We start from the raw sequence: 26,210 nt of genomic DNA on the forward strand, positions 1-26,210 counted from the left end.
CGAACGCGGCTTAGCGGTCGGCCTCGCCCATGATGGTGTCGAGACTGCCGAGCGTGGCCACGAGGTCCGGGATGAGTTCGCCTCGGGACATCTCGGGGAGGAGTTGCAGGTGCGAGAAGCACGGCGAGCGAATCTTGAATCGGCCGGGCTTGTCCGTGCCGTCCGACCGGATGTAGATGCCGAGTTCGCCCTTCGCGGCCTCGACAGCGGTGTAAATCTCCTCGTCGGCGTCGGGTTTGAGCGTCCGCGGGACGTTGGCCTGAATGTTGCGCTCGTCCTCGGGCCAGTCTTCGAGCAGGTCCACGCACTGGGAAATAATCTTCGCGGACTCCTCGACTTCCCGCATCCGGACGAGGAGGCGACTGTAGTTGTCGCCGTCGTCCTCGGTGACGACGTTCCAGTCGAGTTCGTCGTAGTAGCCGTAGGGGTCGTCGCGTCGGATGTCGTAGTCGATGCCCGACCCGCGGGCGACCGGACCGGTCGCGCCGTAGTTTTTGGCCACCTCGGGGTCGAGGACGCCCTTGCCCATGGTCCGAATCTGGATAATCTCGTTCGAGGTGATGAGGCGGTGGAACTCCTCGAGTCGCTCGGGCAGGTCGTCGAGGAACGACCGGACGTTGGCGAAGAACTGCTCGCGGGGTTCCGGGATGTCCCAGACCACGCCGCCGAGTCGGAAGTAGTTGAACATCAGGCGCTGGCCGGTGAGGTCTTCGAGAATCGACTGGACTTTCTCGCGCTCGATGATGCCGTACATGAACGTCGCGCTGAAGTCGCCCATGATGTCGAGCGCGTAGGTCGCCACCGCCAGCAGGTGGGCGAGAATCCGGGAGAGTTCGGCGCTCATCGTCCGGATAATCTGGGCGTACTCGGGTACTTCGATGTCGTTTAGCTCCTCGGCCGCACGAGCGTAGGCCCACTCGTTGAGCAGGCCGGCACCGCTCCAGTCCCACCGGTCGGGGTAGGGCATGATTTGGTGGCGGTAGGTGCCCTGCTGGGCCATCTGCTCCTCGCACCGGTGGATGTAGCCGATGTCGGGTTCGACGTCCGCGACCTGCTCGCCGTCCAGCACCGTTTCGAGGTGGAGGACGCCGTGGGTCGCCGGGTGGTTGGGACCGATGTTGAGGAGCATCGTGTCGGCCTCCTCGTTGTGGTGGTCCTCGGCGACGGGGTTCCTGTTTTCGGTGAAGGAGACGACCTGTGGCTGGTCCTGATTGTAGTCCTGCGAGAGGGGATGGCCCTGCCACGTCTCCGGGAGGAGGATGCGGCGGAGGTCGGGGTGGTCGTCGTACTCGATGCCCACGAGGTCGTAGGCCTCGCGTTCGTGCCAGTCCGCGGTGCGGTAGACCGGATTGCCGGACTCCGAGACCGGATTCTCCTTGTCGGTGGGGACGACGACGCTGACCTCTTGGGTCGGGTCGTCGTACTTCCGGAGGTGATAGATGGTCTCGTAGCGGTCGTCGTAGTCTTGTGCCGTCACGCACGAACAGTGGTCGAACCCGGCTTCGTTCCGGAGGCGGCCGAGGGCCTCCTGTACGTCGTCGGGGCGTACCACGAACGCCGGGGCGTTAACGTGGTCGTCTCGGTCGAGTGCGAGCGAACCGAGCAAGTCGGCGAGTTGGTCCTCGGTCGCTTCTACCTGCGGTCGTTCTAGTTCGGTCTGGGAACTCATGGATGAGATTGTATCCGTCGCTCGGCGTGCGACGATAGACGCCGTATTTACTGGTAGCTGGTAGGTTATCATCTTCTACAGAAAATACTTTTGCCATATATCTGTGGTTATTTAACCGTGGAATCGGTGGCATCGACTATGAAAGCGCTCGCCCTCCGACTCACCCCCAGCGAGGACGCGACCCATCCGATGCACGAGTTCGTCGCGGAGCGTCCGGAGTACGGCCCGACGCGACTCTTACAGTGGAATCCGCAAGACGACGGGACAACCGTCTTCCTCTTTCATGTGGACGGTCCCCGAGAGCCGTTCCTCTCGACGCTCGACGATGCGGAGACGACCGAAGTAGCGAATCCCTCGCCGGCGACCGCCACCGGTGGCTTCTACCTCTACGTGCAGGAGGAGTTAGAGGGGGCCGCGCTGGACCTCGTGAGCGCGTTCGCCGACGAGAACGTCGTCGTGATTCCGCCGATAGTCTACGACGTGGACGGAACCATCAAAATCACCATCGTCGGGGTGGCGGCCGCGGCCCAGCGCGCAATCGACCGGACGCCCGACAGCGTGGACGTGTCGGTCATGCACCTCTGGAGCGGAGCCAACAGAGCAATTCACCGCGGAAACGGGCTGACCGAGCGCCAGCGTGAAGTCGTCACCGCAGCGTTCGAAGCCGGATACTACGAGGAGCCGCGCGAGGCCACCATCGCGGACGTTGCCGACCGCCTCGACTGCGCGCTGAGTACCGTGGCCGAACACCTCCGGAAGGCCGAATCGACGCTCGTGTGCCGAGAAATCGGGTCACATATCGCGGGACCGAGCAGAGCGGAGCGTCCCGAGTAGTTCCCGACGGCGACCCGACCGGGCTTCGAGACAGTTAACCGAACCGCACAAATCAGGGTTCTTTTAATATAGGTATAATATAGTAAATATCGTAACACTGTAATGGTGGTGGTATATGGTTCGTAAAAAGAGGAGATGAAATAAAAATGGATTCGGACTCGGTCGTCTGCGGAGTATCTCACTACGGACTCACCATTTTCGAGCCAGAACGATGACCTCGGAGCAGTCACCGTCCAATTCGACAGCGAGGAGTTGTCTCGAAGCGTTGGACCGGCAGGGCGTCTCCTACGTCTTCGGGTCGCCCGGTTCCGAGGACGTTCACTACTGGCAGGCGTTCGGGAGCGACGCCGACGTGCCCGAGTACGTCCAGTGCCGCCACGAGCAGTTGGCGGTGGACATGGCTCGGGGCTACGCCCAGATAACCGGCGAGTCCCAAGCCGTCAAGCTTCACGGGTCGCTCGGCACCCTCAACGGCGCGCTGAGCATTTGGGGGGCGTACTACTCCGGCACGCCCCTGCTGGTGCTGTCGTCGTACATCTCGGACCACACCTCGGGCAGGGGCCTGTACAAACTCGACTTCCGGCACCCGACCGGCCAGAGCGACGTCGCCGGGTCGTTCACCAAGTGGTCGATTTCGGCCGACAGCCCCAGCCAAGTTCCCGAATACGCCCAGCGCGGCATCCGGGTCGCCGAGGCCCCGCCCGAGGGACCGGTGTTCGTCAACATGCCCAACTCCCTGCTGGACGCCCCGCTGGACGACGGTGAGGCAGGACGAGGCCGAAAGACCGCGCCCGCACCCTCGACGCCGAGCAACGAAGTGACCGCCGAAATCGCCGAGAAACTCCAAACGGCCGAGAACCCCATCGCGGTCGTCTCGGACCTCGGCGCTGGCCCGGAGGGACCGGCGGCCCTCCTCGACGTGGCGGAATCGCTCGAATTACCCGTCTACGAGGCCCCGAAGGTCAGACACGCCTTCCCGATGGACCACCCGCTCTATCAGGGCAACACCGCCTACGGCGTCCGGGACCAGACCCCGCCGTACCTCGCCGAGGAGATAGATTTGGTGTTCGTCGTCGGGTCCTCGAAGCCGTGGTATCCGCCGGGGAAGGCCGCGCCGGACGCCGACATCATTTTCCTCGGGACGAACGCGCTGAACCCCCGGCGCGCCCACTGGAACTACCCCGCCGACATCGTGGCCGAGGGCGACCCCGCAACCACGCTGTCCGAACTCGCCGCGGTGTTCGACGGAACCGAATCGTCGGGGCCGGGAGCGTCCGCGTCGTCCGGGACCGACTGGCGCGCCAAACACGAGACGTGGGACGAACTCTGGACCGCCCGAATCGAGGACGCGCCCGCCGACGAGGTGGACCCCTTCCGGTTCACGAGCCATCTCGACGACTACCTGCCCGACGACGCAATCGTGGTTAACGAGACCGTGGACCACGGCAGTTGCGTCACGAACGTCCTCCGGGACGGCGACGACCGGCGATTCGTCTCGGCCGAGCGAATGACCGCGGGCGGACTCGGCACCGGCCTCGGTCTCGCACTCGGCGCGAAACTGGCACTGCCCGACCGGATGGCGGTGACGCTTCTGGGCGACGGTGCCTTCCACTACAACCCGGTGCAGGCCGCCTACGGTGCGGTGCAGGAACACGACCTGCCCCTGTTGACTGTGCTGTACGACAACAGCGGCTACGAGGCCATGCGGGCCGCCTACGAGGCGACCTACCCCTACGACTCGAAGACCCCCGAGAAGTACGGCGGGCCGATAGACCCGACCCCCGAGTACACCGAGCAGGTCGATGCGTGGGGGATGCACGCCGAGCGCGTCACCCACCCCTCGGAGGCCGAGGACGCCATCCGGACCTGCGTCGAGACGGTTCGAGACGGCACGTCGGCCTTACTGCACGTAGAGCTACCCCAAACCATCGACTCCCACCCCTACGAGAGCAGTTGAACACCTACGATGACAGTCGAAATCCCACCGCAACACGAGGCATCGCTCGCTAACTCCGACCTCCGACCCGACGAGGGCTGGAACGTCCTCTACGTCGACGGCGAGTGGGTTCGCCCGGACCACGACCGGACGCTCTCGGTTCGGGACCCCTCGACCGGCGACGAACTGACGACGGTTCCCGCGGGGACCGAGGCCGACACCGACCGAGCCTTCGAGTCTGCTGACGAGGCCCAGTCGGAGTGGGCCGACGCCACGCCCGCCGAACGGGCCGGGGTCCTCCGCGAGGTGGCCTCCCTGCTGGAGGAACACGAGGACGAACTGGTGCGCCTCCTCGGTCTCGAAGCCGGTGGCTGTCGGGCCAAGTCGGCCATCGAGTGCGGTATCACCCAAGAACTGGTGTCGCTCACGTCGAGCCTTCCCTACCGGGTCAACGGCGAGCAGTCCGGGTCGCCGATTCCCGGCAAGCAGAACAACGTCCTCAGAGAGCCGGTCGGCGTCGTCGGCGTCATCACGCCGTGGAACTACCCCCTGAATCTGGCGCTTCGGGCGATTGCGCCGGCGCTCGCGCTGGGCAACGCCGTCGTCCTGAAGCCCGACGAGAAAACCCCCGTCGTCGGCGGCCTCGCGCTGGCGCGACTGTTCGAGGAGGCCGGACTGCCGGACGGCCTGTTCAACGTCGTGCCGGGCCGGGGCGAGGAGGTCGGCGACCACCTGTCGAGCCACGAGGACGCGTCGGTGGTGTCGTTCACCGGTTCGACCGAGGTCGGCTACACCATCGCCGAGAACGCCGCGGAGAACCTGACGCCGCCCCTGCTGGAACTCGGCGGGAACTGCCCCCACGTCGTGCTGGAGGACGCCGACGTGGACCGCGCAATCGACGCCGGCGTCTTCGGGTCGTTCATCCATCAGGGACAGGGTTGCATCTCCATAAACCGCCATCTGGTTCACGAAAGCCTGTACGACGAGTACGTCGAGCGACTGGCCGAGCGCGCAGAGGCCCTTCCCATCGGCGACCCCCTCGACCCCGAGACCGTCATCGGTCCCATCATCGACGACGGCCAGCGCGACCGCATCGTCTCGCTGGTCGAGGAGTCCCGCGAGGAGGGCGCAGTCGTCCGCGCCGGTGGCGACCACGACGGTCGATTCGTGGAACCGACCGTCCTCTCGGGCGTGGACAACAACATGCCCATCGCCGACTGCGAACACTTCGGTCCCATCGCGCCGGTCATTCCCTTCGAGACCGACGAGGAGGCCGTCCGTCTCGCCAACGACACCGAGTACGGACTGGCGGCGTCGGTCCACTCCGAGAGCGAGCGCCGGGCGTGGGAGGTCGCCGACGAAATCGACGCGGGCATGATTCACCTCAACGACCAACCGGTCAACGACGACCCCCACACCCCCTTCGGCGGCGTCAAGTCGTCCGGTCTCGGCCGGTACAACGACCAGTGGATGATTTCGGAACTGACCGAGACCAAGTGGGTGTCGGTCCAGCAGTCGTCCCGCGAGTACCCCTTCTGAACGAAACCAGCCAATCAGACCCATCCAACCATGATAGACGTACACTGCCACTACTTCGGCGAGGAACTGCTCGAAGCAATCGACGACGTGCTGGTCTCGGAGGTCGGTCCCGAGGCCAGCATCGAACAGTTCTACGAGTCGGACGACCTCGGCCTCTCGACGGAGGGCGCGGACGCCAGAGTCGAGAAGATGGACGACTGGGGCCTCGACGCCAGCGTCCTCTCGTTCCCCGCGCCCGACGCCTTCATCGACGAGGAGTACCTGTCGAAACCCGCGGTCTTCACGCAGGTCTCGAAAACCATCAACGACCATCTCGCAGACGCCAGCGAGCGCCACCCCGACCGCTTGTATGGGTTCGCCAGCATCCCGCTGGTCGCGCCCGAGGCGGCCGCCGACGAGTTGGACCGGGCGATGGACGACCTCGGTCTGCAAGGGGTCGCCCTCGACTCGAACGTCTTCGGCAAGCCCCTCTCGGACCCCGAGTTCCGGCCATTTTTCGAGCGGGCCGACGAGCGCGGCGCGACGATATTCGTCCACCCGAACAACCCGGCCGGGGCCGACCGGATGGAAGACTACTACGGCGAGAGCATGATTGGGTTCCCCTTCGACACGACGCTGATGGCGTCGAAGCTCATCTTCTCCGGATTCATGGACGAGTATCCGAATCTGGACGTCGTGCTGTCGCACCTCGGGGGCGCGCTTCCCTACCTCCAGCGCCGACTGGAGTTCCTCTACGACCCCGAGGACCCCGAGTTCGGCGAGTTGGAGAAGCACCCGCCGGAGTATCTGGGCGACTTCTGGTACGACACGGCGATGACCTACCCCGAGGCGATGGAGTTGGCGCTCGGTCAGGTCGGCGACCGACTCCTGTTCGGGTCCGACTACCCCTTCGGCCCGGAGAACGCGGTGGCCACGACCGACGAACAGGTCCGGTCGCTCGACGTGGGCGAGGACCGGCGTGAGAAGATTTTCGAGCGGAACGCGACCGCCCTGCTGGACGGGATGCCATGAGCGCCGACGAGACCCTGCTGACGGAAGTCGCCCGAGGAGACACCGGGTCGGAGATTCGCAAGATGTTCGCGCTCGCCGAATCCTACGAGGGCGACCTGACCCGGTTGGAGGTCGGCGAACCCGACTTCGACACGCCCGAGTTCGTCACCGACTCCGCGGCCGAGTCTGCGCGGGACGGCGCGACTCACTACACGCCGATGGCGGGCATCCCGCCGCTCAGGGAGGGCATCGCCGAGAAGATGCGCCGGGAGAACGCGGTCGAAGTCGAGGCCGAGGACATCGTTGTCACCAACGGCGGGACCGAAGCCCTCCTGCTGGCTCTGCAAGCGGTCGTCGGCGACGGCCAGCAGGTCGTCATCCCGACCCCCGCGTGGCCGACCTACACGATTCAGACGAATCTGGTCGGCGGGGAGGCGATTACGGTACCGATGGACCCCGACGAGCGATTCGCGCTCGACGCCGACCGAGTGTGTGCAGAGATTACCGACGAGACGGCCGCGGTCCTGCTGTGTTCGCCCTCGAACCCGACCGGGACGATTTACGAACCGGACGCGGTTCGGCAGGTCGCGGAGACGGCCCACGCCCACGACGCCGTGGTCATCGCCGACGAGGTGTACGAGCGCCTGACTTTCCAAGGGTCCCGCGAGGGCATCGCCGGGATGGTCGAGCATCCCGAGTCGGTCGTCACCATCAACTCCTTCTCGAAGGGGTACGCGATGACGGGGTGGCGAATCGGGTGGCTTGCCAGCGAGTCGACGATCAGCGAGGGCGCGCGGCGACTCCACGCCGGGACGACCCTCTCGCCGTCGAGCGTGGCACAGCAGGCCGGACTGGCGGCGCTGGAGGGACCGCAGGACCAGTTCGAGGAGATGATAGAGACCTACCAGTCGCGGTGCAACCACGTCGCCGACAGGCTTTCCGAACTGCCGGGCATCGAGGCCGAGCGACCTGACGGGTCGTTCTACCTGTTCGTGGACATCCGAGGACTCGGCGTCGATTCGGCGACGGCGGCCGAGGAGCTACTCACCGAACACGGCGTGGCCACGGTACCCGGAATCGGGTTCGGGTCCTCGGGCGAGGGCCACCTCCGGGTGAGTTGCGCGGCGTCTCGGGACGACCTCGACGCTGGCGTGGCGAAAATAGAAGACTACGTTAACTCGCTCTAAGGCGCGGTAATCTCGTTTTGCAGGCGTCCGAGGGTGTCGGAGACGACCTCGATTTCGTCGCCGACCGTCATCTCGTCGATGCCGTCTGCGGTGCCGGTCAGAATCACGTCGCCGGGTTGGAGCGTGAAGTACTCGGAGAGTTCCGCGACGATTTCGTGGCCCGAGAACACGCGGTCGGCCACGGCGAGTTCTTGGACCGTCTCGCCGTTGAGTCGGGCGCGGACGACTTCGGATTCGAGGTCGATGTCGTCGGGCGAGACCACGGCGGGACCGACCGGCGTGAACGTGTCGAAGCACTTCGAGCGGAACCACGGGTAGGAGTTCGACACGTCGGACATCTGGAGGTCGTGGGCGGTCACGTCGTTACCGAGCGTGTAGCCGAAGACGTGGTTTTCGGCCTCGTCGGGCGTGACGTTCCGGGTCTCGTCGCCGATGATAAGGGCGAGTTCGGCCTCGTACTGGAGGGTATCGACGCCCTCGTGGGAGACCACCGGGTCGTTCGGCCCGGCGAGACTCGACACCGACTTGGGGAAAAACAGCGGTTCGTCGGGAATCTCGTGGCCGACCTCCTCGGCGTGGCCGCGGTGGTTGAGACCGACGCCGAGGACGTGCGAAGGTCGGTCGAGGGGGCACCGGAGTTCGACTTCCTCGCGGTCGTAGGTCTCGCCGGTGGCCTCGAAGGAGTCCCAGCCTTCGCCGCCAGCGAGGGCGTCGTCCACGGCGATTGCGGTCGAATCGAGTTCGCGGACAGCGTCGTCGGTCAGTCGGCCGAGTCGGGAGCGAGACGAGTCTTGCGTCCGAAATCTGACTACCTTCATGACCGAAGATTTACGTATGCGTTTATTAAAAATTTCTATACAAATTTTTAGTGTATTAAAACGCGGGGTGAATCGGGACGGGAAGTGAGACCGTCTCAGCGTTTCTCGATGCCGAGATACACGTCGTTGGCGGGTTGGAGCGTCATCGACCCTTGCAGGTCGAGGTCGTCGGTCTCCAGCGTGAACTCGCATCGGTCGAGGAAGGTCGCCAGCAGGAGTTTGGCCTCGACCTTGGCGAAACTGTGGCCGATGCACCGGCGCGACCCGCCGCCGAAGGGGAAGTAGGCGTAGCGAGGACGGTCCTCCTCGGCCTCGCCGCCCCAGCGGTCGATGTCGAACTCCCACGGGTCGTCGTAGAATCGGTCGTCGTGGTGGACGACCCACTGGGGGAACATCGCCGTCGCGCCCTCGGGGAGTTGGTACCCGCCGACGCGGAGGTCGTCGCGCAGACTCCGCAGAACGACCGGCGAGGGCGGGTAGAGTCGCATCGTCTCCTTGACGGCGCGCTCGACTTTATCGAACGCCGACACGTCTTCGAGCGTCGGTTGGCCGCCGCTCAGGATGGACTCGGCCTCGTCACGAACGCTGTCTTGGAGTTCGGGGCGGTCGGCGAGCGCGTACAACCCGAACGTGAGGAGGGCCGTGGTGGTCTCGTGGCCGCCGAGAATCATCGTGACCACCTCGTCCCGAATCTGCTTGTCCGAGAGGTCCCGGTCGCTCTTGGCCCCGGCGTCCATCACCATCGAGAGCATGCTGTTGTCGTCGGTGCCACGCTCGCGGTGGGTCTCGATTCGCTCGTAGACGAGTTCGTTCAGACGCGACAGCGACGACTTGTACTCGCGGTTGTCCCGCGTCGGCACCCACTCGGGGACGAGTTGGTTCTGCGGGAGATACCGGTCGTAGAGGTTCTCGATGTCGCCCCGGAGGTCCACGCCGTGTTCTTCGAGGTCGATGCCGAGAACGATGTCGGTGATGATGCGCAGGGTGAGACTTCCGAGTTCGCCGTGAATCTCGTGGGCGGACCCGTCGTCCCACCGCCGGATGTGGTCGTCGGCGTACTCGGTGATGATGCCGATGTACTCCGCCATGCGCTCGCGGAAGAACAGCGGTTGAAGCATCTGGCGCTGAGTCTGCCAGTCTTCTCCCTCGTTGGTGAGCAGTCCCCGACCGAAGACGCCTTCGAGCAGGTCTTGGAAGAAGTCTGGCTTGCCCAACTTGTCCTCGCGGCGCACGAGGACCGTCTCGACGAGTTCGGGGTCCGAGACCAGCACCATCTCGTTGCCGCCGACCGTAAACGAAACCACGTCGCCGTACTCGTCGGCGCAGTCCTCGTAGAACGAGAGCGGACTGGAGAAGTACTTGTGGGTACTCCCCAACAGCGGCAGTCCGCTCGGTCCCGGCGGCACGTTTTCGCTCGACATGCTCAGAACAGCTCTGAGTCGTCGGGAAGCACGTCGATTTGCTGGAGGAGGCCGAAGGTGTTCAACTGGACCCACGACTCCTGTAGTTCGCCGTCCTCGACCCGGCCGATGTCCATGCCCGCGATTTCGATTTCGTTGCCGGTCGGGTCGATGCCCAGAAGCGGCCCCTCGTGGGTGCCCCGGACGGTGTACCGGATGAGGGTGAGGTCGCCGTCGACCATGGTCTCGTGGATGTCTACCGTCAGGTCGGGGAAGCCAGCGCGGAACACTTCCACGACCTGCTTGTAGCCTTCCGGCCCCTCGACGCCCTCCATCCCGACCGGGTTGTGTTCCTCGTAGTCGTCGGCGAGGAGTTCGTCGGCGACTTCGAGGTTGCCTTCCTGATACGCTTCGACGTGGAGACGGTGAACGAGTTCGGCTTTGGAATCCATACCTGAGAGGATAAAATCAAGTCACTTAAGTTCTGCTATTTCTAGTATAAATTCTATCTGTAATATCTAGAAACAAAATAGAATAGACGTGTTATTCTGTCTTTAAACTGCATATTTATTTTTCTAAGCAATATTTCTATCCCCTCATCCGCAGAGATAACAAAACAATAAAGTGACAAAAGTGAGTTTCTGGCGGTACGCAAATGAACAAAACGGTGACAGACGACGAGTTCGACCACGCCACGACCGAAGTCAACGGCATCGAGATGCACTACGCCGAAGCGGGGTCGGGACCGCTGGTCGTCCTCCTCCACGGATTCCCGGAGTTCTGGTACGCGTGGGCCGAACACATGGAGATGCTGGCCGACGAGGACTACCGCGTCGTCGCGCCCGACCTGCGGGGCTACAACCGGACCGACCGGCCCGAGGGCATCTCGTCGTACACCCTGCCGACGCTGGCCGACGACGTGATAGAACTAATCGAGTCCTTCGACGACGACGAGGAGGTAATTCTGGTCGGCCACGACTGGGGCGGCATCGTGGCGTGGCGGGTGGCCTCGGAGCGACCGGACCTCGTCTCGGACCTCGTGACCGTCAACGGCCCGCATCCCGCCATCTCACTCCGAGAGCTTCAGAAGCCCTCGAATCTGCCGACCGCGTGGTACTTCTTCTTCTACCAACTGCCGGCGGTCCCCGAACTGCTGATGAAGGCGGGCGACTTCTCGCTCATGGAGTCGGCCTTCCGGTCGGACACCACGACCGACGACGCCTTCTCCGAGGCCGAAATCGACCGCTACAAGGAGATGATGGCCGACCCCGGCCTGTTCTCCGCCGCCATCAACTACGACCGAGGACTGTTCCGGGTCCTCCTCAGCGAGAAGTTCGGGTCGCTGATTCCCGGCATGGACGACGACCCCATCGTGACCGACATGCACATCGAGGTCCCGTCGCTGGTGCTGTGGGGCCTCCAAGACAGTTACTACCACCCGGAGATGCTCGACGGGTTGGACGAGTGGGTCGAGGAGTTGACCATCGAGACGTATCCGGACGCGAGCCATTGGCTTCCCGCCGAGTACCCCGAAGAAGTCGTGGACCAAATCACCGGGTTCGTGGACGAGTAGCCCGAAGATTCACAGCAGGTGATTCTCGGTCGTATCCCTGAGTTCGTCCAAGTAGTGGCCGTAGGGGGTGCCGCCGGTCCCCTCGAACTCGTCCAAGTCGCCCGCCAGAAACGTCTTGACGATTTCGGTGTGGCGCTCGCGGAACCGCAGGAGTTGGGTGAGACAGTCGTTGTACGCCGTCGTGAGGTCGTCGTCGCCGAGCGACGAGACGTAGCTTCGAACGTCGGGGCGGGCGTCGATGGCGTCGATGAACTCGGCGTGTTTCGGCGGGATGTCGTCGCGCAGGTCCCGGACGTGGTTCAGGAGCGGGTTGTCGTCGTGGTCGATGCCCAGAAGCGAGTCCAGCGCCGCGAACAGCGCAGTCTGGGCACCGGACGCTCCTCGGTACGATTGGGGACCGTCGAGTTCGCTCACGCCCTCGTAGGTGACCCCCTCGAAGGGCCGGAGGTACTGGCGGAAGGTGCTGTTGAACACCGCCGGTTCGTTCTGTTCGGGCATCCGGTCGAGGTGCCCGACGATTTCGGCGAGCGACGACTCGATGTCCCCGAGGCGGCGCTCGATGACCGCCCGGTCGTCGTCGCGGAGCGCCGGGAGGAGGTCTGTGACGGCGGAGACGGCGGGACCCGCGGAGTCCTCGATGGCGACGTGGATGGCGATGAACCAGCGTTCGTCGCGCATCGAGGTGAACTGCAGGAGCGTGTCGAGGTTGTCGGGACTGGGGCCGCGCGACCCGTCGCGGAGCGTCCAGTTGTGCAGGACGTAGGCGTCGTAGGACAGCATCGGCGACCGGTCGAGGCGACTCGCCGACTCGTAGAGTGGCACCGCGACCCCCGCCGGGAGCGAATCGGCGTTCTCGTCGCCGACTCGGTGGACGTACGCACTCGCCAGAAAGCCGGTGACTGCGTAGAGTCGGAGCAGTTCACGACGCGAACAGTCTTCGATGGCCCCGGCACTCGGCGGGTCGAGCGCCCGGACCGACGACCGAAGGTCTCCTCGTCGGAGGTACTCCGGGAGGTCGGTCGCCAGTTCGTCTACTCGGCGGAACGACGGCGGTGCGTCGGACGGGAACGAATCCAGCGGGGCGACCTCCGGAAGGAACCCCCGTTTCGACCCGAACTCGCTCGCGTCGAACTCCTGTGACGGAGACGGTACATTCATATTTCTGACAAAGCAGGCGTGTGACTAAAAACTTCTGTCGTATCAGGCATGAAATTTATATGTGAGAGCGAAGCGCGACGTCGATACCGCGCGTCGGACCTCGCTCGAACACCGGACTACCGAACCGAAACGACACCGCGTCGGCGACTGGCGAGAGCGTCAGCGCTCCTCGACGCTCATCATCACTTCGTCCTTCGGGTGGGCAGTGAAGGTGACGGCGAACTCCATCGGGTCGTCGTCTTCCAGCGACACCGAGACGCGGTTGGCGATGGTGGCGACGATGAGTTTCATCTCCAGTAGCGCGAAGTTCTGGGCGATGCAGGCCCGCGGCCCGCCGCCGAACGGGAAGTAAGCGTACTCGGGCAGTTCCTCCTCGAACTCCTCGGTCCAGCGTTCCGGCCGGAACTCGTCGGGGTTGTCGTAGAATCGCTCGTCGCGGTGGATGACCCACTGGGGGAGCATGACCACGCTATCGTCGGGGACCTCGAACCCGTCGAACAGCACGTCGTTTTCGGCCCGCCGGGTGATGACGTAGGCCGGCGAGAAGTACCGCATCGACTCCTTGATGACTTTGCTGGTGTAAGTCAGGTCGTCCAAGTCGTCGGCGGTCGGCCGGTCGTCACCCAGCACCTCGTCGAGTTCGTCGTGGAGTTTCTTCTCGACGCGGGGATTCCGGGCGAGGAGGTACCACGTGAACGTCAGCGCCACTGCGGTCGTGTCGTGGCCCTTCATCAGCATCCCGGCGATGTTGTCCCGAATCTCCTTGTCGGTCAGCGCGTCGTCGCTCCGCTCGGACGCCTTCATCAGCATCGCCATCAGGTCGTCGCCCGACCCGGCGGTATCGCCGCGTTCGTCTATCATCTCCTCGATTTGCTCGTGGAGTTCGGTCGTGGTCCGCTTGAATTTCCGGTTGGCGTGGGTCGGGACCCACTCGGGAAGGTAGGCGTTGATGCTGGTGAAGTCGGACTTCTCGACCATCGCGCTCGCCGTCTCCTCGGCGACGCTCTCGCGGCCTCGGGTGTCCATGTCGAACAGCGCCTTGGTCAGCACGTCCATCGCCAGCGTCTTCATCTCCTCCTGCATGTCGAAGGGTTCGTCCCACTTCGAGATGCGCTCGTCGGCGTACTCCGAGATGTCGTCGGCGAACGGGAGGAGACGGTTCCGGTAGAACGCGGGTTGCATAATCTGGCGCTGGCGCTTCCACTCGGCACCCTCGCTGACCGACAGCGAGTCCTCCTCGATTTCGCCGAAGATTTCCTGTCCGAACTTGGTCCGGCCGAAGTCGTCGCGGCCGTCCACGAGGACTCGCTGAATGTGGTCCGGGTGCGTCAGCAGATACATCTCGTCGCCGAGGAAGGAGAACTGAATCACGTCCTCGTCGTACTGGTCGCTCCACTCCTCCAGCGAGTCGAGGAGGCCGCCCGCTAACTGGTGGGTGTTGCCGAGGAAGGGGAGTCCGCTCGGTCCGGGTACGTCGGTGTTTGGTGAATCAGACATGTTTCACTAATCCGTTGATACGTTATTTTATGTACTAATTACGGTAATAAAATTTGCGGAAGGTAGAGAACCGAATTGGCTCTAAACTCAACCTATACGGATTCTCGCCCCAAGTATCAATAATTCAATTTCTGAAATAAATATAAAGGCCATATTCAGTACCCAAATATAGCGCATTATTTTAAATACTATTGCATCAAAAATAATAAACCAATGTCACGGTACTATTTGAGGCGTAACATGAGTTCGCCGACAGCTAACACTAGTTCTCACAGCAACGGGTTGTTGCACAGCGTGATGAACTCGCTGGTCACACCCTACTGGCCGTTCAACATCCTCGAAATCGGGTACCTCACCCTCGGGATGGCGCTCGCCGGCGCTACCTACGAGTGGGACTGGTACCTCTGGGGTGTCGGCACGGCGTTCATCTGGATTTGGAGCGCCGCCTCGAACAACATGGACCTCGCCGCGAGCAAACTCACCGTAGACGTAGACTCGCGGGTCCAGTACGTCGTCGGCGGGTTGATGTTCGTCCTCTACGCCGCCGTCGGCGTCTACCTCGCCACGCTGACCTCGATGCTGTTCCTCGGACTCGTCGTCCTCGCGGCGTTCGGGTCGCTAGCGTACAATCTGGAGTGGTTCGGCGGCATCCTCCACGACCGAGAGTACAAGACCGGCATCGGGAATCTGGGATTCACCGCGGCGTGGGTCCCGACGTTCATCGGCTACTTCCTCGTGGCCCAGACCGTGAATCTGGACCTTCTCGGTGCCGCGCTGTTCGCCGCCGGGCCGATGTTCGTCTGTAGCGCCATCCACTACCTCGAAAGCGACCTGAAGGAACTGAAATACGAGGACTTCGGCATCGAACACGAACGCGACGTGGAACCGGACTTCGAACGACTGCAACGACGAGCGGCGGTCCAGCCAAACCTCAACATCATCGGGATGTGTGCGATGGCCGTCGGTCTCGTCATCATCTTCGTCATCTAAAACAATGAGTAGCGAAACACCGCCCGGACCGGACGGCGTGCCCGTCCTCGGCAACGCCATCGAGAGCATCCGGTCCCCGATGGAATTCCGCAAAGAGTGCATCCAGAGCTTCGACGACGGCATCGTCAGCATCAACCTCGCCGGCACCACGATGTACATGCTCACCGACCCCGACTACATCGAGCAGGTCCTCGTCACCGGCGACGAACACTTCATCAAACCGGCCGAGATGCGCGACCAGTTGGTCGGCGTGTTCGGCCAAGGCCTCCTGCTGAGCGAAAACGAGTTCTGGCGCGAACAGCGAAACACCATCAACCCCGCCTTCTACCCCGAGAAGATTCAGTCGTACACCGACACGATGTCGGAATTCACCCAACGACTCATCGACGGGTGGGACGACCAAGAGACGTTCAACATTCGGTGGGAGATGGACCGCCTCGCGCTCCAAATCGTGATGAAGACGCTGTTCGGCGTAGACTTCTACGGCAACGAGGCCGACATCCTCACGCCCATCAAGCAAATCAACAAGCGATACACGCCCTCGAACATCTCGTCGCACCTCCCGGCGTGGGCACCCACCGGACCCAACCGGGCCTACCAAGAGGGCAAGGCCGCACTCGCCAAACAGGTCGAGCAACTGATTCAGGACCACCGCGCGCTCGACGACCGACCCGACAACCTGCTGACGACGCTCATCGAGGCCACCGACGACGAGGACCACCAGATGACGCCGGAGGTCCTGCGCGACGAAATCACGACGGTCGCACTCGGTGCCAGCGGCCCGGTCGGCCTCGCACTGACCTACACGTGGTACCTGCTGTCCCAAGACGACGTGGCCAGTCGAAAGCTTCTGGACGAGGCCGAGGAGGTCCTCGGCGGCGACCCCGCCACGCTGGAGGACATGTCGGAGTTGACCTACACCGAGAAGGTCATCAACGAGTCGCTCCGACTCTATCCGCCGGTCTGGAGCGTCCTCCGAGAACCCGAAATCGACGTGGAAATCGGCGACTACGACGTTCCCGAGGGGACTCCTCTGAGCATGACGCCGTGGGCCATCCACCGCAACGACGACTACTTCGAGGCCCCCGACGAGTTCCGCCCGGAACGCTGGGACGGTGGCCTCGAGGAGGAACTGCCCGACTACGCCTACATCCCGTTCGGGGCCGGTCCGCGCACCTGCATCGGCAAGCGGTTCGCCCTCACCGAGATGACGCTGGCCATCCCGACCATCTTCCAGCAGTACGAAATCGACTACGTGCCCGACGACCCGATGGAGTTCTCCGTCGCGCACATCCTCGAACCTGCTGGTGACGTGGAGATGACGGTTCGGAAGCGAGAATAGTAGTCTGGCGAGCGATTTTAGATTTTTCTCGGGAGGCATACGGTTTCGACTGTGGCGGCGTTCGGTGGGTTCGCGTATCGACGCCAGTTAGTAACCTCTGTAATTTCTATAGAATCAAAATTAGTCCTTAGAGAATTGTTTTTAATTCCGAGGCGGGCTTTCGCCGGTACCCGAGAGGAGCCGGAAATTTTGGAGAAGGGCTGTAGAGTGCGCCGGGCGGGAATTGAACCCGCGCTATGAGCTTGGGAAGCTCATGTCCTACCACTAGACCACCGGCGCATTTCGCTCGCTTCGTTCGCTTATGCGCCGAGGCTCGAAAACGCTTCGCGTTTTCTCACCACCGGAACACGTCGCTTCACTCGTGTTCCGAGCCTTGCCTCGCTCCGCTCGGCAAGACACCGGCGCTCGATTGCGTTTTTCGTTTCTCCCTGCCCGCACTTCAACGTAGCGCTTCAGGCCACCCCTTCGACCCGCGCAGGCCTGCCCATTCGTCCAGAAATCCCGGCCTGACACACGACTTTTTGTCGCCTCGCTTCGTAGAGGTACCCATGATAGACCTCCGATTCTCCGAGGAGGAACTCGAAGCGCGACGGGACCACATCGTGCAGTTCATCCGGGAAACCGCCGAGTCGGCGGGAACCGACCGGGCGGTCCTCGGTCTCTCGGGTGGCATCGACAGCACGCTCACGGCCTATCTCGCAGTCGAGGCCCTCGGCAAAGAGAACCTCCACGGCCTCGTCATGCCGGGCGCGGTCAGCGACGACGAGAACATGAGCGACGCCGAGTGGGTCGCCCAAGAGTTGGGAATCCCCTACGACCTGTTCGAGATAAACCCCATCGTGAACAAGTTCCTCGACACCTATCCCGAGGCCGAGGACGACCAGTTAGCGGTCGGGAACGCCAGAGCGCGGACCCGAGCGGTCCTGAACTACCTCGTCGCCAACCACGAGAACGCGCTCGTGTTGGGCACCGGCAACCGGAGCGAGGCGCTGGTCGGCTACTACACCAAGTACGGCGACGGTGCGGTCGATTGCCACCCCATCGGCAACCTCTACAAACAGCAGGTTCGCCAACTGGCCGGACACGTCGGCGTCCCCGAGGAGTTAGTCGAAAAGCCCCCGACCGCCGGACTCTGGGCGGGCCAGACGGACGAGGAGGAACTGGGAATCGACTACGACACGCTCGACGCCGTCCTCGCGCTTCACGTCGATGGCCCGCTGTCGGTGACAGCGACCGCCCGCGAGATTGAGGAGACGACCGAAGAACAGGTAGAGCGCGTCAGCCAGATGTACGAGCGGAGCGAACACAAGCGCCGCGTGCCGCCGGCACCCGAACCGCTGGAGTAGCGAGGTCCGTTTAGTTCGACTCGTTGGCGACGATTTGAACGCTGTCGCCCTTCTGCAGGACGTATTCACCGGGCGTCACCGATTCGCCGTTGACTTCCACGATGGCGGTCTCTCCGGGGTCGTCGCCGTAGGTCGTCCCGTCGTATGCGACGGTGCCGTTGGTCACGTCAATGCCGAGCGTCTGCATCGCGTAGGCCAGCGTGACCCGTTCGGCGTGGACGTGCCACCGCTCGCCCTCACCGTTCTCGAAGTGGAAGGCGTCGGCCTGCAGTTGGAACCGCTGGCGGCCGAAGTCGAGTTCCTGCCCGCCGATGGTGGCGTCGATAGTCCCGTGGTAGTGGACTGCGCCGACGTTCCGGGGTTGGGTCAGACTCGCGGTGTTCGGGTCGCTGGCCCCGCCGCCGCCCGACGAGAACAGGACGTAGGCCAGCAGGCCCGCAAGCAAGAGACCGCCGAGGACCGCGCCGTACACCGCGGCGGTCGGCGCACCGTCGTCGTCGGGGTCCAGTTCGGCCACCCGGCGCTGTTCTATCGGCCCGAGTTCGTCCGGGTGTTCGTCCCGGAGGTGGCGCAGGTAGTCCTCCTCGTCTGCAAACGACGCTCCGCAGTGGTCGCACTCCCCCGTTCCCATGCGGTCGGCTACGCGCCGGAGCCATTCAGTCTTTGCGCCGAGTCGAAGCGACTCGCCGACCGGAGTATATTTCGGGCGCGCCGTCCGGGGGTTTATCACTATTCGCGCCGTAGCGTGCGGTGAATGGGTTCGACCGACCCGCCTGCCGACGGTCCGTCGCTGGAGCGACTGAGTGCCGTATTTCGTGTCTACGAGGCCCGCCGCGACGGCGACCAGTTGGTGTACTACGGCGAACCGCTGGTCCCCCGAGAGCGACTGCTGGAGACGGCGTGGCCCCTGTTCAAGGAACACGGCTACGAGGTCGAGTTGACCACCGACACGGGCGAGTACGTGCTGGTGGCCCAACCCGCCGACAACAGCATCGACGGGATTCCGTGGACCAACGTCGTGCTGTTCCTGCTGACGGTCGTCTCGACGCTCTATGCCGGGACCGCGTGGTACCACATCGACCTCTCGAACGACCCGCTGGCGGTCTTCGAGGCGTGGCCGTTCGCCGCCGCGGTGCTGGGGGTGCTGGCGACTCACGAACTCGGTCACTACGTCATGACGCGGTATCACGGCGTGGACGCCACGCTCCCGTACTTCATCCCGATGCCGACGCTCATCGGGACGATGGGTGCGGTCATCCGGATGAAGGGCCAGATGCCGGATAGGGAAGCCCTGTTCGACATCGGCGTGGCGGGACCGCTAGCGGGCCTGATAGCGACCATCGCGGTCACGGCAATCGGTCTCTCGCTCCCGCCAGAGCAGGTCCCGGCGAGTCTGATGAACAACCCGAACACGATTCAGGTCGAGTTCGGCTATCCGCCCCTGCTCGAACTCATCGCGTGGGTGCTGGGCGAACCGACGACCTACAGCGAGGGACTGGCGGTCAACCCCGTCGTCATCGGCGGGTGGGTCGGGATGTTCATCACCTTCCTGAACCTCATCCCGGTCGGTCAGTTGGACGGCGGCCACATCGTCCGGGCGATTCTGGGCGAGCAACAGGAGCGCGTCGCCGCGCTGGTTCCGGTGGCGCTGTTCGGCCTCGCGGCCTACGTCTTCTACATCGAGGAGGTCAGCAACGCCTCGGTGCTGTGGGTGTTCTGGGGCCTGCTGACCACCTACGTCGCCTACGTCGGCCCGGCGAATCCCATCGACGACGAGGGGTTAGACCCCAAGCGCAAGGCCGTCGGGATTCTGACGTTCGTGCTGGGCGTGCTGTGCTTCACGCCGGTTCCCATCGAAATCATCACGTGAAATACATATCTTGGTATTTTTAGACATCTTCTACTTTCAGAGATGTTTCTCTCCCGAAGGTTTATGTTGTAAGCGTTGTAAATGCGTGGTACGCTTACAGCGCTTGGAATTGTCGTATGACTAGTATTCGGCATGAAACCGCTGTGAGTACGGCCGAAAGGCCACAAATCGACCCATGACCAAAGCAATCCCGATGGCACGTTCCAAGTCGCGCGATACGCAGAACAGAGGTGATGCGTATGTCAGCTGACAAACGCATCCCTACAACCGAAGAAACATGGAAAGAGTTGCACGAATTGAAGAAGCCGGGACAGACTTTCGACGAACTCCTGACGGAACTCATTCAGGAGCATCAAGAGCGTCAGCTCGCCGAGCGAGCGCGAGAGGTCCGCGAAATGGACGAGGAGGAGCTGACGCCTCACGATGAGCTACGAGATCTTCTGGAGTAAAGAAGCACGAGACTTCTTTGCTTCATTGGACGAGAAGAGCCAGCGAATCTGCTTCGAGACACTGGATTATCTCGAAGAGAACCCGTATCCGGGCCGCGGGCAGGGCGACAAGAAGAAATTGAAGGCCAAAGACGAAGAAATTTACCGGATACACGTTGGTCGGTCGTACACTGCGTTCTATCTCATCTTAGAAGATGAGAAGAAAGTACGTGTGACCGACTTAATGGACATCGACAAAGCGCACAAGGAATACGGCCGGTAGGTGTCCACGCTGGCGGTTTTTCCTCGAAAGTCGCTGACTGATAGCAACAGATTTGATTAATCTCCGCCGTGGGTGTACCCGCGGTCCGGTAGCTCCTCGCCGTCCATCTCGATTTGCGAGGCCGTGACCTCTCCAATCACCGAAATCGGCGTCGGCGATTCGGACCGAATCTCGGAGAGATGCTCCTCGGGCACGGTGAACACGAGTTCGAAGTCCTCGCCGAAGAATATCGAGCGTTCGCGGACCATCTCCTCGGTGTCGAAGGTTTCGCGGACCGACTCGTCCACCGGCACGCTGTCCCACGAGATGGAGAATCCGCAGTCGCTGGCCTCGGCGAGTTGGTGGAGCGAGCGCGCGAGGCCATCGCTGGAGTCCATCATCGCGGTGGCGTGCGGGGCGACTGCTCGGCCCGCCGCGATTCGTGGCTCGAAGCGGAACAGGTCGTTGGCGCGCTCGATTTCGTTGTTCTCGAACAGTCCGAGCGCCGCGCCGGTCCGCCCGAGGGTGCCGGTGACGCAGACGACCTCGCCCGGACTCGCGCCGGAGCGGTACACCGGGTCGTCGGTCTGCCCGAGGACGGTCGTGGCGGTGGTGAACTCCCGACTCTCGTCCAAGTCGCCGCCGACGTACTCCGCGCCGACCGTCTGGCACACGTCGCTCGCGCCGGCGACGAAGTTGGCGAGGAGGTCCTCGTCAAACTCGGGCACAGCGTAGACTGCGACCGCGGCGGTGGCCTCGGCACCCATCGCGGCCACATCCGACAGCGAGGCCCCGACTGCCCGCCACCCGGCGGTGTACCGGGTGGTTCCGGCGGGGAAGTCGGTGGTCTCGTGGAGCATGTCGGTCGTCAGCACCTGTCCGTCCACGACCGCCGCGTCGTCGCCGGCGTGGGGCAGTCGGTCGGTGAGGAGCGACAGTGCGGCCCGCTCGTCCATGGCCGGTAGTTGACGGGGTGCGGTGAAAGGTCTGCGGTTTACGAGATGTGGGGGCGCTCCGTATCAGAGGGGAGTAAAAATTCGTTTCAGAAAGTCCCACCGAGCGCGGGCCTCACGCCTCCCCAACCTCCTCGTTCACTCCCCTCGGTCGTTCACTCGTCCCTCGCGCGATTCGACGCGGCGACGAGACGCCGCGCCGGCGCGCGCCAAGCGATAGACAACTTTGTAATTGTGAGAAAATTATATTTATATTTTAAACAACTAAGTATGTTGCTCTGCTGGTTTTATAGTCCGTTCCTAATCTGCACAACCGTCACCGGCTTGATATTCGTCTTCGGTGGCTTCAAGCCGCGACCGGTCGTCGGTGGGAGTGGATGGACGTAGATTTCGGGGACGCACGCTCGATACTCGTCGGGTTCGGCGCTGGCGTCGTCGTCCTGCTGGCGCTGTACTCGGTGGTCGGACTGGAGGACGTGCTATCGGCGCTGTCACGGGCCGATCCCCTGCTCGTCGGGGCGGTCTGCGCTGTGGCAGTCGCGTGGCTGTTCGCGTGGGGGTTGGCGCTCCGGACCGTCCTCGGGGTCATCGCAATCGAGGTGACCGCGTGGCGCGCGTTCCTCCTGCTGTCCGGGGCGACGTTCGCCAACAACGTCACGCCGTTCGGGCAGGCCGGAGGAGAACCCTTCAGCGCGCTCCTCGTCTCGCGCACGACGGGGACCGAGTACGAGAACGGCCTCGCGGCCGTCGCCAGCGTGGACACGCTCAACTTCGTCCCCTCGATTTCGTTCGCCCTCCTCGGGGTGGGCTACTACGCGACCCGATTCACCGTGGGCGACCGAGTGGAACTCGCCGCGGGGGCGCTCCTCGCGCTGGCGCTTTCGGTCCCCGTTGCGGCCTACCTCGGGTGGCGCAACCGCCACCGCGTCTCGGACCTCGTGGTCCGGGTCGGCGTCCCTGCCGGGCGAGCAATCGGCCGGGTCGTGCCCCGCGTCGAACCGCCCGAGGAGTCCCGCGTCCGGGACCGAATCGAGGGCTTCTTCACCGCGCTGGAGCGAGTCGGCGGCGACCACCACCAGTTGGCGCTCGCGCTCTCGTTCTCGGCCCTCGGGTGGTTCCTGCTGTCGGTCTCGTTGTGGCTCTCTCTGGGCGCGCTGGGCCACTGGGTCCCGTTCGCGGCCGCGCTGTTCATCGTCCCCCTCGGGAGCGTGGCGGGCGTGACGCCCCTGCCCGGCGGCCTCGGCGGCGTGGAGGCCGCACTGGTCCTGCTCATCGTCCCCATCACGGGCGTCGATGCCCAGACCGCGGCCGCCGCCGCGCTCCTCCACCGGGGCGCAACCTACTGGCTCCCCGTCCTGCTGGGCGGGAGCGCCACTGCGATGCTGGAAGCCGACAACGTGCAGAAGTCGCCCAGCGACTGACCGAAACAGGCCGGGGGCGAGACGCGAACGATGCCTTTAAACGCCGCGGACGGGAATTCGTGGGTATGACGACGCTCTACGACGTTCCCGCGGACGACCTCATCGACGCGGTCGCCGCAAAACTGGAGGACCGATTCGACCAACCCGATTGGGCCGAGTACGCCAAGACCGGCGAGAGCCGCGAACTTCCGCCCCAGCAGGAGAACTTCTGGCACCGACGCGCCGCCAGCCTCCTCCGCAAGGTCGCCACCGACGGCCCGGTCGGCGTCGAGCGACTCTCGACCGAGTACGGCGACAAGAAGGACGGGTCGAACCGCTATCAGGTCGCCCCCGAACACCGCACGGACGGGAGCCAGAAGGTCATCCGGACGATGCTCCAGCAACTCGAAGACGAGGACCTCGTGGACACCGAGGGCAACGCGGGCCGTATCGCCACCGGCGAGGGTCGCAGTCTCCTCGACGACACCGCGGGCGAGGTCATGGAAGACCTCGACCGTCCCGAACTCGAACGCTACGCCTAACGACGACCGACCACGAGCGGTTCGGATTTTTCCGACGAACGGCTTCCCGGTAGCGTCTGGTCCACCGAAAACCGTCCTCGCTCCGTAATCATTTTTGGCTGTGGGTGTTAACTACGACACAACACATGAGCGACCAGCCCGACGACGAGCGACTTGAAGAACTCCGCAAGCAGAAGATGCAGGAGATGCAGGAGCAGGGCGACCAGAGCGAGGCCCAAGAGCAGGCCCAACAGCAGGCCGACGCCCAGAAGCAGGCGATGCTCCGCAAGCACCTCACCGACGGCGCGCGCAAGCGACTCAACTCCGTCCGGATGAGCAAGCCCGACTTCGCCGACAAGGTTGAGCGCCAAATCCTCGCGCTGGCCCAGAGTGGCCGCGTCAGCGGCAAAATCGACGAGGACAAGATGAAGGAACTCCTCCGCGAACTCAAGCCCGATTCCAAGAGCTTCAACATCCGTCGTCGGTGAGATGGACCTCGGGCTACTCTACAGCGGCGGGAAGGACTCGACCCTCGCCGCCCTCCTGCTCGAAGATTTCTACGACGTGACGCTCGTCACGGCCACCTTCGGCGTCGCCGACGCGTGGGACCACGCCCGCCGGACCGCCGACGCGGTCGGGTTCGACTTCGAGACGGTCGAGTTGGACGACGAGGTGGCCGAGGAGGCCGTCGAGCAGATGGTCGAGGACGGCTACCCCCGCAACGGCATCCAGCAGGTCCACCTCCACGCGCTCGAAGTCGTCGCCGGCATGGACTTCGACGCGGTGGCAGACGGGACGCGGCGCGACGACCGCGTGCCATCGGTCTCTCGGGCGCAGGCCCAGAGCCTCGAAGACCGCCACGGCGTCGAGTACATCGTCCCGCTGTCGGGATTCGGCCGCGGCGCGGTGGACGCGCTGGTCGAGGAGACCCTCGAAGTGACCACCGGCCCGAGCGAGCAGATTCCGAAGGCCGACTACGAGGCCGAACTCCGCGCCCTCCTCGTTCGGGAACACGGCGAGGAGGCCGTCAAAGAGGTCTTCCCGGACCACACCCAGACCTACGTTCGAGGGTTCGCCCGCGCCGACGACGGTTCGGAAGGCGACTCTGAAGTCCCGACACCGGAGTCCGGCAAGACAGACGCGAAGTAAAAGTTTCAAGCGCGCGGTCGTCCAACGGTTTCCCATGTACGACCGCATCAAGGGCTTCCGCGACTTCTACCCCGGCGAGATGGGGGCGCGCAGGGAGACATTCGACGCGCTCGAATCGACCGCGCGCCGCTACGGCTTCCGAGAAATCGGGACGCCCGCGCTGGAGCGCACCGAGATGTACGTGGACAAGAGCGGCGAGGAAATCGTCGAGGAACTCTACAGTTTCGAGGACCAAGGCGGCCGGGACGTGGCGCTGACGCCGGAACTCACACCGACCGTCGCCCGGATGGTCGTGGCGAAACAGCAGGAGCTATCGAAGCCAATCAAGTGGTTCTCGACGCGGCCCTTCTGGCGCTACGAGGAACCCCAGAGCGGTCGCAAGCGCGAGTTCTACCAGACCAACGTTGACATCTTCGGGTCGTCGGAACCCGAGGCCGATGCCGAACTGCTGGCGTGCGCCGCCGACGCGCTTACGAGTCTCGGACTCACCAGTGAGGACTTCGAGTTCCGGGTCAGCCACCGCGACATCTTGGGCGGCCTCCTCGAAGCCTTCGACGCCGACGTGGACACCGAGTCTGCGATTCGCGCGGTGGACAAGAACGAGAAGGTCGGCCAAGACGAGTTCTACGGCCTGCTCAACGACGCCGGCCTCTCCTACGACCAAGCCCGTGAGTTTGACGGCCTCCTCGACACACCCGAAGACGAGTTGGACGACCTCGTGGCGTTCGCCGGGACCGAGCGCGTCGAGAATGCGGTCGGCAACCTAACCGACGTGCTGGACGCCGCCGACGACTTCGGCGCGCGGGACTACTGCACGCTCTCGCTGGACACCGCCCGCGGACTGGACTACTACACCGGCGTCGTCTTCGAGTGCTTCGACTCGACGGGCGACGTGAGCCGTTCCATCTTCGGCGGCGGGCGCTACGACGACCTCATCGAGGGGTTCGGCGGCCAGTCCACGCCCGCAGTCGGGTTCGCGGTCGGCGACGCAACGCTGTCGCTCCTGCTCCAGCGCGCCGGCGTCTGGCCGGACGAGGAGCTTTCGACCGACTACTACGTCCTGCAGGTCGGCGACACCCGCGACGTGGCGGCCGAGATAACCCGCGAACTCCGCAGTGAGGGCAACGTCGTAGAGACCGACGTGTCGGGCCGGAGCTTCGGCGCGCAACTCGACTACGCCGACTCCATCGGCGCGGAGACGGTGGTCATCGTCGGCGAGCAGGACCTCGCGGACGGCAACGTGACGGTCAAGGACATGGACTCGGGCGACCAGACGCAAGCGCCAGTCGACGACTTCCCGCCCGAGGACGAACCGCGCCCGACCTACGAAGACTTCGAGTAGTCGGTC

General features: G+C 63.8%; 24 protein-coding genes, 1 tRNA gene and 1 pseudogene. 17 read left to right on the plus strand and 9 right to left on the minus strand.

Annotation, left to right across the window (positions count from 1 at the left end; all coding sequences use genetic code 11):
• Positions 1 to 10: 10 nt before the first annotated feature.
• Entirely contained in the window at positions 11 to 1,669 is a 1,659-nt protein-coding gene (locus tag P2T57_RS10200; protein WP_276299095.1) for an NADH-quinone oxidoreductase subunit D, read from the minus strand.
• A 138-nt stretch (positions 1,670 to 1,807) separates the two neighbouring features.
• Between P2T57_RS10200 and P2T57_RS10205 the strand changes: the two genes are divergently transcribed.
• The 5 genes from P2T57_RS10205 to P2T57_RS10225 all read left to right on the plus strand — a co-directional run bounded on the left by P2T57_RS10205 (position 1,808) and on the right by P2T57_RS10225 (position 8,155).
• Entirely contained in the window at positions 1,808 to 2,503 is a 696-nt protein-coding gene (locus tag P2T57_RS10205) for a helix-turn-helix domain-containing protein (protein ID WP_276299096.1), read from the plus strand.
• Between the two features lie 211 nt (positions 2,504 to 2,714).
• On the plus strand, positions 2,715 to 4,460 hold the full coding sequence (locus P2T57_RS10210) for a thiamine pyrophosphate-binding protein (protein WP_276299097.1): 1,746 nt from the start codon (positions 2,715 to 2,717) through the stop codon (positions 4,458 to 4,460).
• Between the two features lie 9 nt (positions 4,461 to 4,469).
• The gene (locus tag P2T57_RS10215; RefSeq protein WP_276299098.1) at positions 4,470 to 5,978 is read left to right on the plus strand and encodes an aldehyde dehydrogenase family protein; all 1,509 of its coding nucleotides are present in this window, start codon (positions 4,470 to 4,472) and stop codon (positions 5,976 to 5,978) included.
• Between the two features lie 30 nt (positions 5,979 to 6,008).
• Positions 6,009 to 6,989: an amidohydrolase family protein gene (locus P2T57_RS10220; protein WP_276299099.1), complete on the plus strand. Its 981-nt coding sequence runs from the start codon at positions 6,009 to 6,011 to the stop codon at positions 6,987 to 6,989.
• On the plus strand, positions 6,986 to 8,155 hold the full coding sequence (locus P2T57_RS10225) for a pyridoxal phosphate-dependent aminotransferase (protein ID WP_276299100.1): 1,170 nt from the start codon (positions 6,986 to 6,988) through the stop codon (positions 8,153 to 8,155). Before P2T57_RS10220 ends, P2T57_RS10225 begins: the two co-directional genes overlap by 4 nt.
• Here P2T57_RS10225 and P2T57_RS10230 read toward each other — a convergent pair.
• The 3 genes from P2T57_RS10230 to P2T57_RS10240 all read right to left on the minus strand — a co-directional run bounded on the left by P2T57_RS10230 (position 8,152) and on the right by P2T57_RS10240 (position 10,825).
• A complete protein-coding gene (locus tag P2T57_RS10230) occupies positions 8,152 to 8,973 on the minus strand; it encodes a fumarylacetoacetate hydrolase family protein (RefSeq protein ID WP_276299102.1) in 822 nt (273 codons plus the stop codon). The two genes, P2T57_RS10225 and P2T57_RS10230, sit on opposite strands and share 4 nt — an antisense overlap.
• A 95-nt stretch (positions 8,974 to 9,068) precedes the next feature.
• Complete coding sequence (locus P2T57_RS10235) at positions 9,069 to 10,394, minus strand: cytochrome P450 (RefSeq protein WP_276299103.1); 1,326 nt, start codon at positions 10,392 to 10,394, stop codon at positions 9,069 to 9,071.
• Between the two features lie 2 nt (positions 10,395 to 10,396).
• Entirely contained in the window at positions 10,397 to 10,825 is a 429-nt protein-coding gene (locus tag P2T57_RS10240) for an ester cyclase (protein ID WP_276299104.1), read from the minus strand.
• Positions 10,826 to 11,028: 203 nt separating this feature from the next.
• On the opposite strand from P2T57_RS10240, the gene P2T57_RS10245 reads away from it, so the two are divergent.
• Complete coding sequence (locus tag P2T57_RS10245; protein WP_276299105.1) at positions 11,029 to 11,946, plus strand: alpha/beta fold hydrolase; 918 nt, start codon at positions 11,029 to 11,031, stop codon at positions 11,944 to 11,946.
• A 9-nt stretch (positions 11,947 to 11,955) separates the two neighbouring features.
• Here P2T57_RS10245 and P2T57_RS10250 read toward each other — a convergent pair whose 3' ends face one another.
• Entirely contained in the window at positions 11,956 to 13,104 is a 1,149-nt protein-coding gene (locus tag P2T57_RS10250; protein ID WP_276299106.1) for a PrnB family protein, read from the minus strand.
• 159 nt (positions 13,105 to 13,263) lie between these two features.
• Positions 13,264 to 14,601: a cytochrome P450 gene (locus P2T57_RS10255; RefSeq protein WP_276299107.1), complete on the minus strand. Its 1,338-nt coding sequence runs from the start codon at positions 14,599 to 14,601 to the stop codon at positions 13,264 to 13,266.
• A 240-nt stretch (positions 14,602 to 14,841) separates the two neighbouring features.
• Here P2T57_RS10255 and P2T57_RS10260 point away from each other — a divergent pair, with 240 nt between their 5' ends.
• Together P2T57_RS10260 and P2T57_RS10265 are read left to right on the plus strand one after the other, a co-directional pair.
• Positions 14,842 to 15,591 carry a UbiA prenyltransferase family protein gene (locus P2T57_RS10260; RefSeq protein WP_276299108.1) on the plus strand — a complete coding sequence of 250 codons (750 nt, stop codon included), beginning with the start codon at positions 14,842 to 14,844 and terminating at the stop codon, positions 15,589 to 15,591.
• A gap of 4 nt (positions 15,592 to 15,595) precedes the next feature.
• On the plus strand, positions 15,596 to 16,933 hold the full coding sequence (locus P2T57_RS10265; RefSeq protein ID WP_276299109.1) for a cytochrome P450: 1,338 nt from the start codon (positions 15,596 to 15,598) through the stop codon (positions 16,931 to 16,933).
• Between the two features lie 208 nt (positions 16,934 to 17,141).
• Here the strand turns inward: P2T57_RS10265 and P2T57_RS10270 are convergent.
• Positions 17,142 to 17,212: transfer RNA gene (locus P2T57_RS10270), tRNA-Gly, on the minus strand.
• Between the two features lie 269 nt (positions 17,213 to 17,481).
• On the opposite strand from P2T57_RS10270, the gene P2T57_RS10275 reads away from it, so the two are divergent.
• Positions 17,482 to 18,279 (plus strand): NAD+ synthase, encoded by a 798-nt coding sequence (locus tag P2T57_RS10275; protein ID WP_276299110.1) that lies wholly within the window; start codon positions 17,482 to 17,484, stop codon positions 18,277 to 18,279.
• Between the two features lie 10 nt (positions 18,280 to 18,289).
• On the opposite strand, the gene P2T57_RS10280 is transcribed toward P2T57_RS10275, so the two are convergent.
• On the minus strand, positions 18,290 to 18,910 hold the full coding sequence (locus tag P2T57_RS10280; protein ID WP_276299111.1) for a C2H2-type zinc finger protein: 621 nt from the start codon (positions 18,908 to 18,910) through the stop codon (positions 18,290 to 18,292).
• A gap of 123 nt (positions 18,911 to 19,033) precedes the next feature.
• Here P2T57_RS10280 and P2T57_RS10285 point away from each other — a divergent pair, with 123 nt between their 5' ends.
• The 3 genes from P2T57_RS10285 (at position 19,034) to P2T57_RS10295 (ending at position 20,860) form a co-directional block, all read left to right on the plus strand.
• Complete coding sequence (locus P2T57_RS10285) at positions 19,034 to 20,149, plus strand: site-2 protease family protein (protein ID WP_276299112.1); 1,116 nt, start codon at positions 19,034 to 19,036, stop codon at positions 20,147 to 20,149.
• A gap of 239 nt (positions 20,150 to 20,388) precedes the next feature.
• The gene (locus P2T57_RS10290) at positions 20,389 to 20,598 is read left to right on the plus strand and encodes a hypothetical protein (RefSeq protein WP_276299113.1); all 210 of its coding nucleotides are present in this window, start codon (positions 20,389 to 20,391) and stop codon (positions 20,596 to 20,598) included.
• Entirely contained in the window at positions 20,573 to 20,860 is a 288-nt protein-coding gene (locus P2T57_RS10295) for a type II toxin-antitoxin system RelE family toxin (RefSeq protein WP_276299114.1), read from the plus strand. Before P2T57_RS10290 ends, P2T57_RS10295 begins: the two co-directional genes overlap by 26 nt.
• A gap of 56 nt (positions 20,861 to 20,916) precedes the next feature.
• On the opposite strand, the gene thiL is transcribed toward P2T57_RS10295, so the two are convergent.
• Positions 20,917 to 21,795, minus strand: coding sequence for a thiamine-phosphate kinase (gene thiL, locus P2T57_RS10300; RefSeq protein ID WP_276299115.1), 879 nt, complete (start codon positions 21,793 to 21,795; stop codon positions 20,917 to 20,919).
• 374 nt (positions 21,796 to 22,169) lie between these two features.
• Between thiL and P2T57_RS10305 the strand changes: the two genes are divergently transcribed.
• From P2T57_RS10305 to hisS, 5 genes and pseudogenes are all read left to right on the plus strand, one after another.
• The gene (locus P2T57_RS10305; protein WP_276299116.1) at positions 22,170 to 23,213 is read left to right on the plus strand and encodes a lysylphosphatidylglycerol synthase transmembrane domain-containing protein; all 1,044 of its coding nucleotides are present in this window, start codon (positions 22,170 to 22,172) and stop codon (positions 23,211 to 23,213) included.
• A 65-nt stretch (positions 23,214 to 23,278) separates the two neighbouring features.
• Positions 23,279 to 23,734, plus strand: a complete 456-nt coding sequence (locus P2T57_RS10310; protein WP_276299117.1) for a 30S ribosomal protein S19e — start codon at positions 23,279 to 23,281, stop codon at positions 23,732 to 23,734.
• A 125-nt stretch (positions 23,735 to 23,859) separates the two neighbouring features.
• Positions 23,860 to 24,201, plus strand: a complete 342-nt coding sequence (locus P2T57_RS10315) for a DNA-binding protein (RefSeq protein ID WP_135824657.1) — start codon at positions 23,860 to 23,862, stop codon at positions 24,199 to 24,201.
• 1 nt (position 24,202) lies between these two features.
• A pseudogene (locus P2T57_RS10320) lies at positions 24,203 to 24,784 on the plus strand (DUF7411 family protein); the annotation flags it as partial.
• A gap of 112 nt (positions 24,785 to 24,896) precedes the next feature.
• Positions 24,897 to 26,204 (plus strand): histidine--tRNA ligase, encoded by a 1,308-nt coding sequence (gene hisS / locus P2T57_RS10325; protein ID WP_276299119.1) that lies wholly within the window; start codon positions 24,897 to 24,899, stop codon positions 26,202 to 26,204.
• The last annotated feature ends 6 nt before the right edge of the window (positions 26,205 to 26,210 follow it).

The sequence above is a fragment of the Halorussus lipolyticus genome (assembly GCF_029338375.1).
Classification (GTDB): domain Archaea; phylum Halobacteriota; class Halobacteria; order Halobacteriales; family Haladaptataceae; genus Halorussus; species Halorussus lipolyticus.

Excerpts from the sequence above, each read along its gene's own strand:
- P2T57_RS10200 (WP_276299095.1), bottom strand. The coding sequence starts at position 1,669 with ATGAGTTCCCAGACCGAACTAGAACGACCGCAGGTAGAAGCGACCGAG.
- P2T57_RS10205 (WP_276299096.1), top strand. The coding sequence starts at position 1,808 with ATGAAAGCGCTCGCCCTCCGACTCACCCCCAGCGAGGACGCGACCCAT.
- P2T57_RS10210 (WP_276299097.1), top strand. The coding sequence starts at position 2,715 with ATGACCTCGGAGCAGTCACCGTCCAATTCGACAGCGAGGAGTTGTCTC.
- P2T57_RS10215 (WP_276299098.1), top strand. The coding sequence starts at position 4,470 with ATGACAGTCGAAATCCCACCGCAACACGAGGCATCGCTCGCTAACTCC.
- P2T57_RS10220 (WP_276299099.1), top strand. The coding sequence starts at position 6,009 with ATGATAGACGTACACTGCCACTACTTCGGCGAGGAACTGCTCGAAGCA.
- P2T57_RS10225 (WP_276299100.1), top strand. The coding sequence starts at position 6,986 with ATGAGCGCCGACGAGACCCTGCTGACGGAAGTCGCCCGAGGAGACACC.
- P2T57_RS10230 (WP_276299102.1), bottom strand. The coding sequence starts at position 8,973 with ATGAAGGTAGTCAGATTTCGGACGCAAGACTCGTCTCGCTCCCGACTC.
- P2T57_RS10235 (WP_276299103.1), bottom strand. The coding sequence starts at position 10,394 with ATGTCGAGCGAAAACGTGCCGCCGGGACCGAGCGGACTGCCGCTGTTG.
- P2T57_RS10240 (WP_276299104.1), bottom strand. The coding sequence starts at position 10,825 with ATGGATTCCAAAGCCGAACTCGTTCACCGTCTCCACGTCGAAGCGTAT.
- P2T57_RS10245 (WP_276299105.1), top strand. The coding sequence starts at position 11,029 with ATGAACAAAACGGTGACAGACGACGAGTTCGACCACGCCACGACCGAA.
- P2T57_RS10250 (WP_276299106.1), bottom strand. The coding sequence starts at position 13,104 with ATGAATGTACCGTCTCCGTCACAGGAGTTCGACGCGAGCGAGTTCGGG.
- P2T57_RS10255 (WP_276299107.1), bottom strand. The coding sequence starts at position 14,601 with ATGTCTGATTCACCAAACACCGACGTACCCGGACCGAGCGGACTCCCC.
- P2T57_RS10260 (WP_276299108.1), top strand. The coding sequence starts at position 14,842 with ATGAGTTCGCCGACAGCTAACACTAGTTCTCACAGCAACGGGTTGTTG.
- P2T57_RS10265 (WP_276299109.1), top strand. The coding sequence starts at position 15,596 with ATGAGTAGCGAAACACCGCCCGGACCGGACGGCGTGCCCGTCCTCGGC.
- P2T57_RS10275 (WP_276299110.1), top strand. The coding sequence starts at position 17,482 with ATGATAGACCTCCGATTCTCCGAGGAGGAACTCGAAGCGCGACGGGAC.
- P2T57_RS10280 (WP_276299111.1), bottom strand. The coding sequence starts at position 18,910 with ATGGGAACGGGGGAGTGCGACCACTGCGGAGCGTCGTTTGCAGACGAG.
- P2T57_RS10285 (WP_276299112.1), top strand. The coding sequence starts at position 19,034 with ATGGGTTCGACCGACCCGCCTGCCGACGGTCCGTCGCTGGAGCGACTG.
- P2T57_RS10290 (WP_276299113.1), top strand. The coding sequence starts at position 20,389 with ATGTCAGCTGACAAACGCATCCCTACAACCGAAGAAACATGGAAAGAG.
- P2T57_RS10295 (WP_276299114.1), top strand. The coding sequence starts at position 20,573 with ATGAGCTACGAGATCTTCTGGAGTAAAGAAGCACGAGACTTCTTTGCT.
- thiL (WP_276299115.1), bottom strand. The coding sequence starts at position 21,795 with ATGGACGAGCGGGCCGCACTGTCGCTCCTCACCGACCGACTGCCCCAC.
- P2T57_RS10305 (WP_276299116.1), top strand. The coding sequence starts at position 22,170 with ATGGACGTAGATTTCGGGGACGCACGCTCGATACTCGTCGGGTTCGGC.
- P2T57_RS10310 (WP_276299117.1), top strand. The coding sequence starts at position 23,279 with ATGACGACGCTCTACGACGTTCCCGCGGACGACCTCATCGACGCGGTC.
- P2T57_RS10315 (WP_135824657.1), top strand. The coding sequence starts at position 23,860 with ATGAGCGACCAGCCCGACGACGAGCGACTTGAAGAACTCCGCAAGCAG.
- hisS (WP_276299119.1), top strand. The coding sequence starts at position 24,897 with ATGTACGACCGCATCAAGGGCTTCCGCGACTTCTACCCCGGCGAGATG.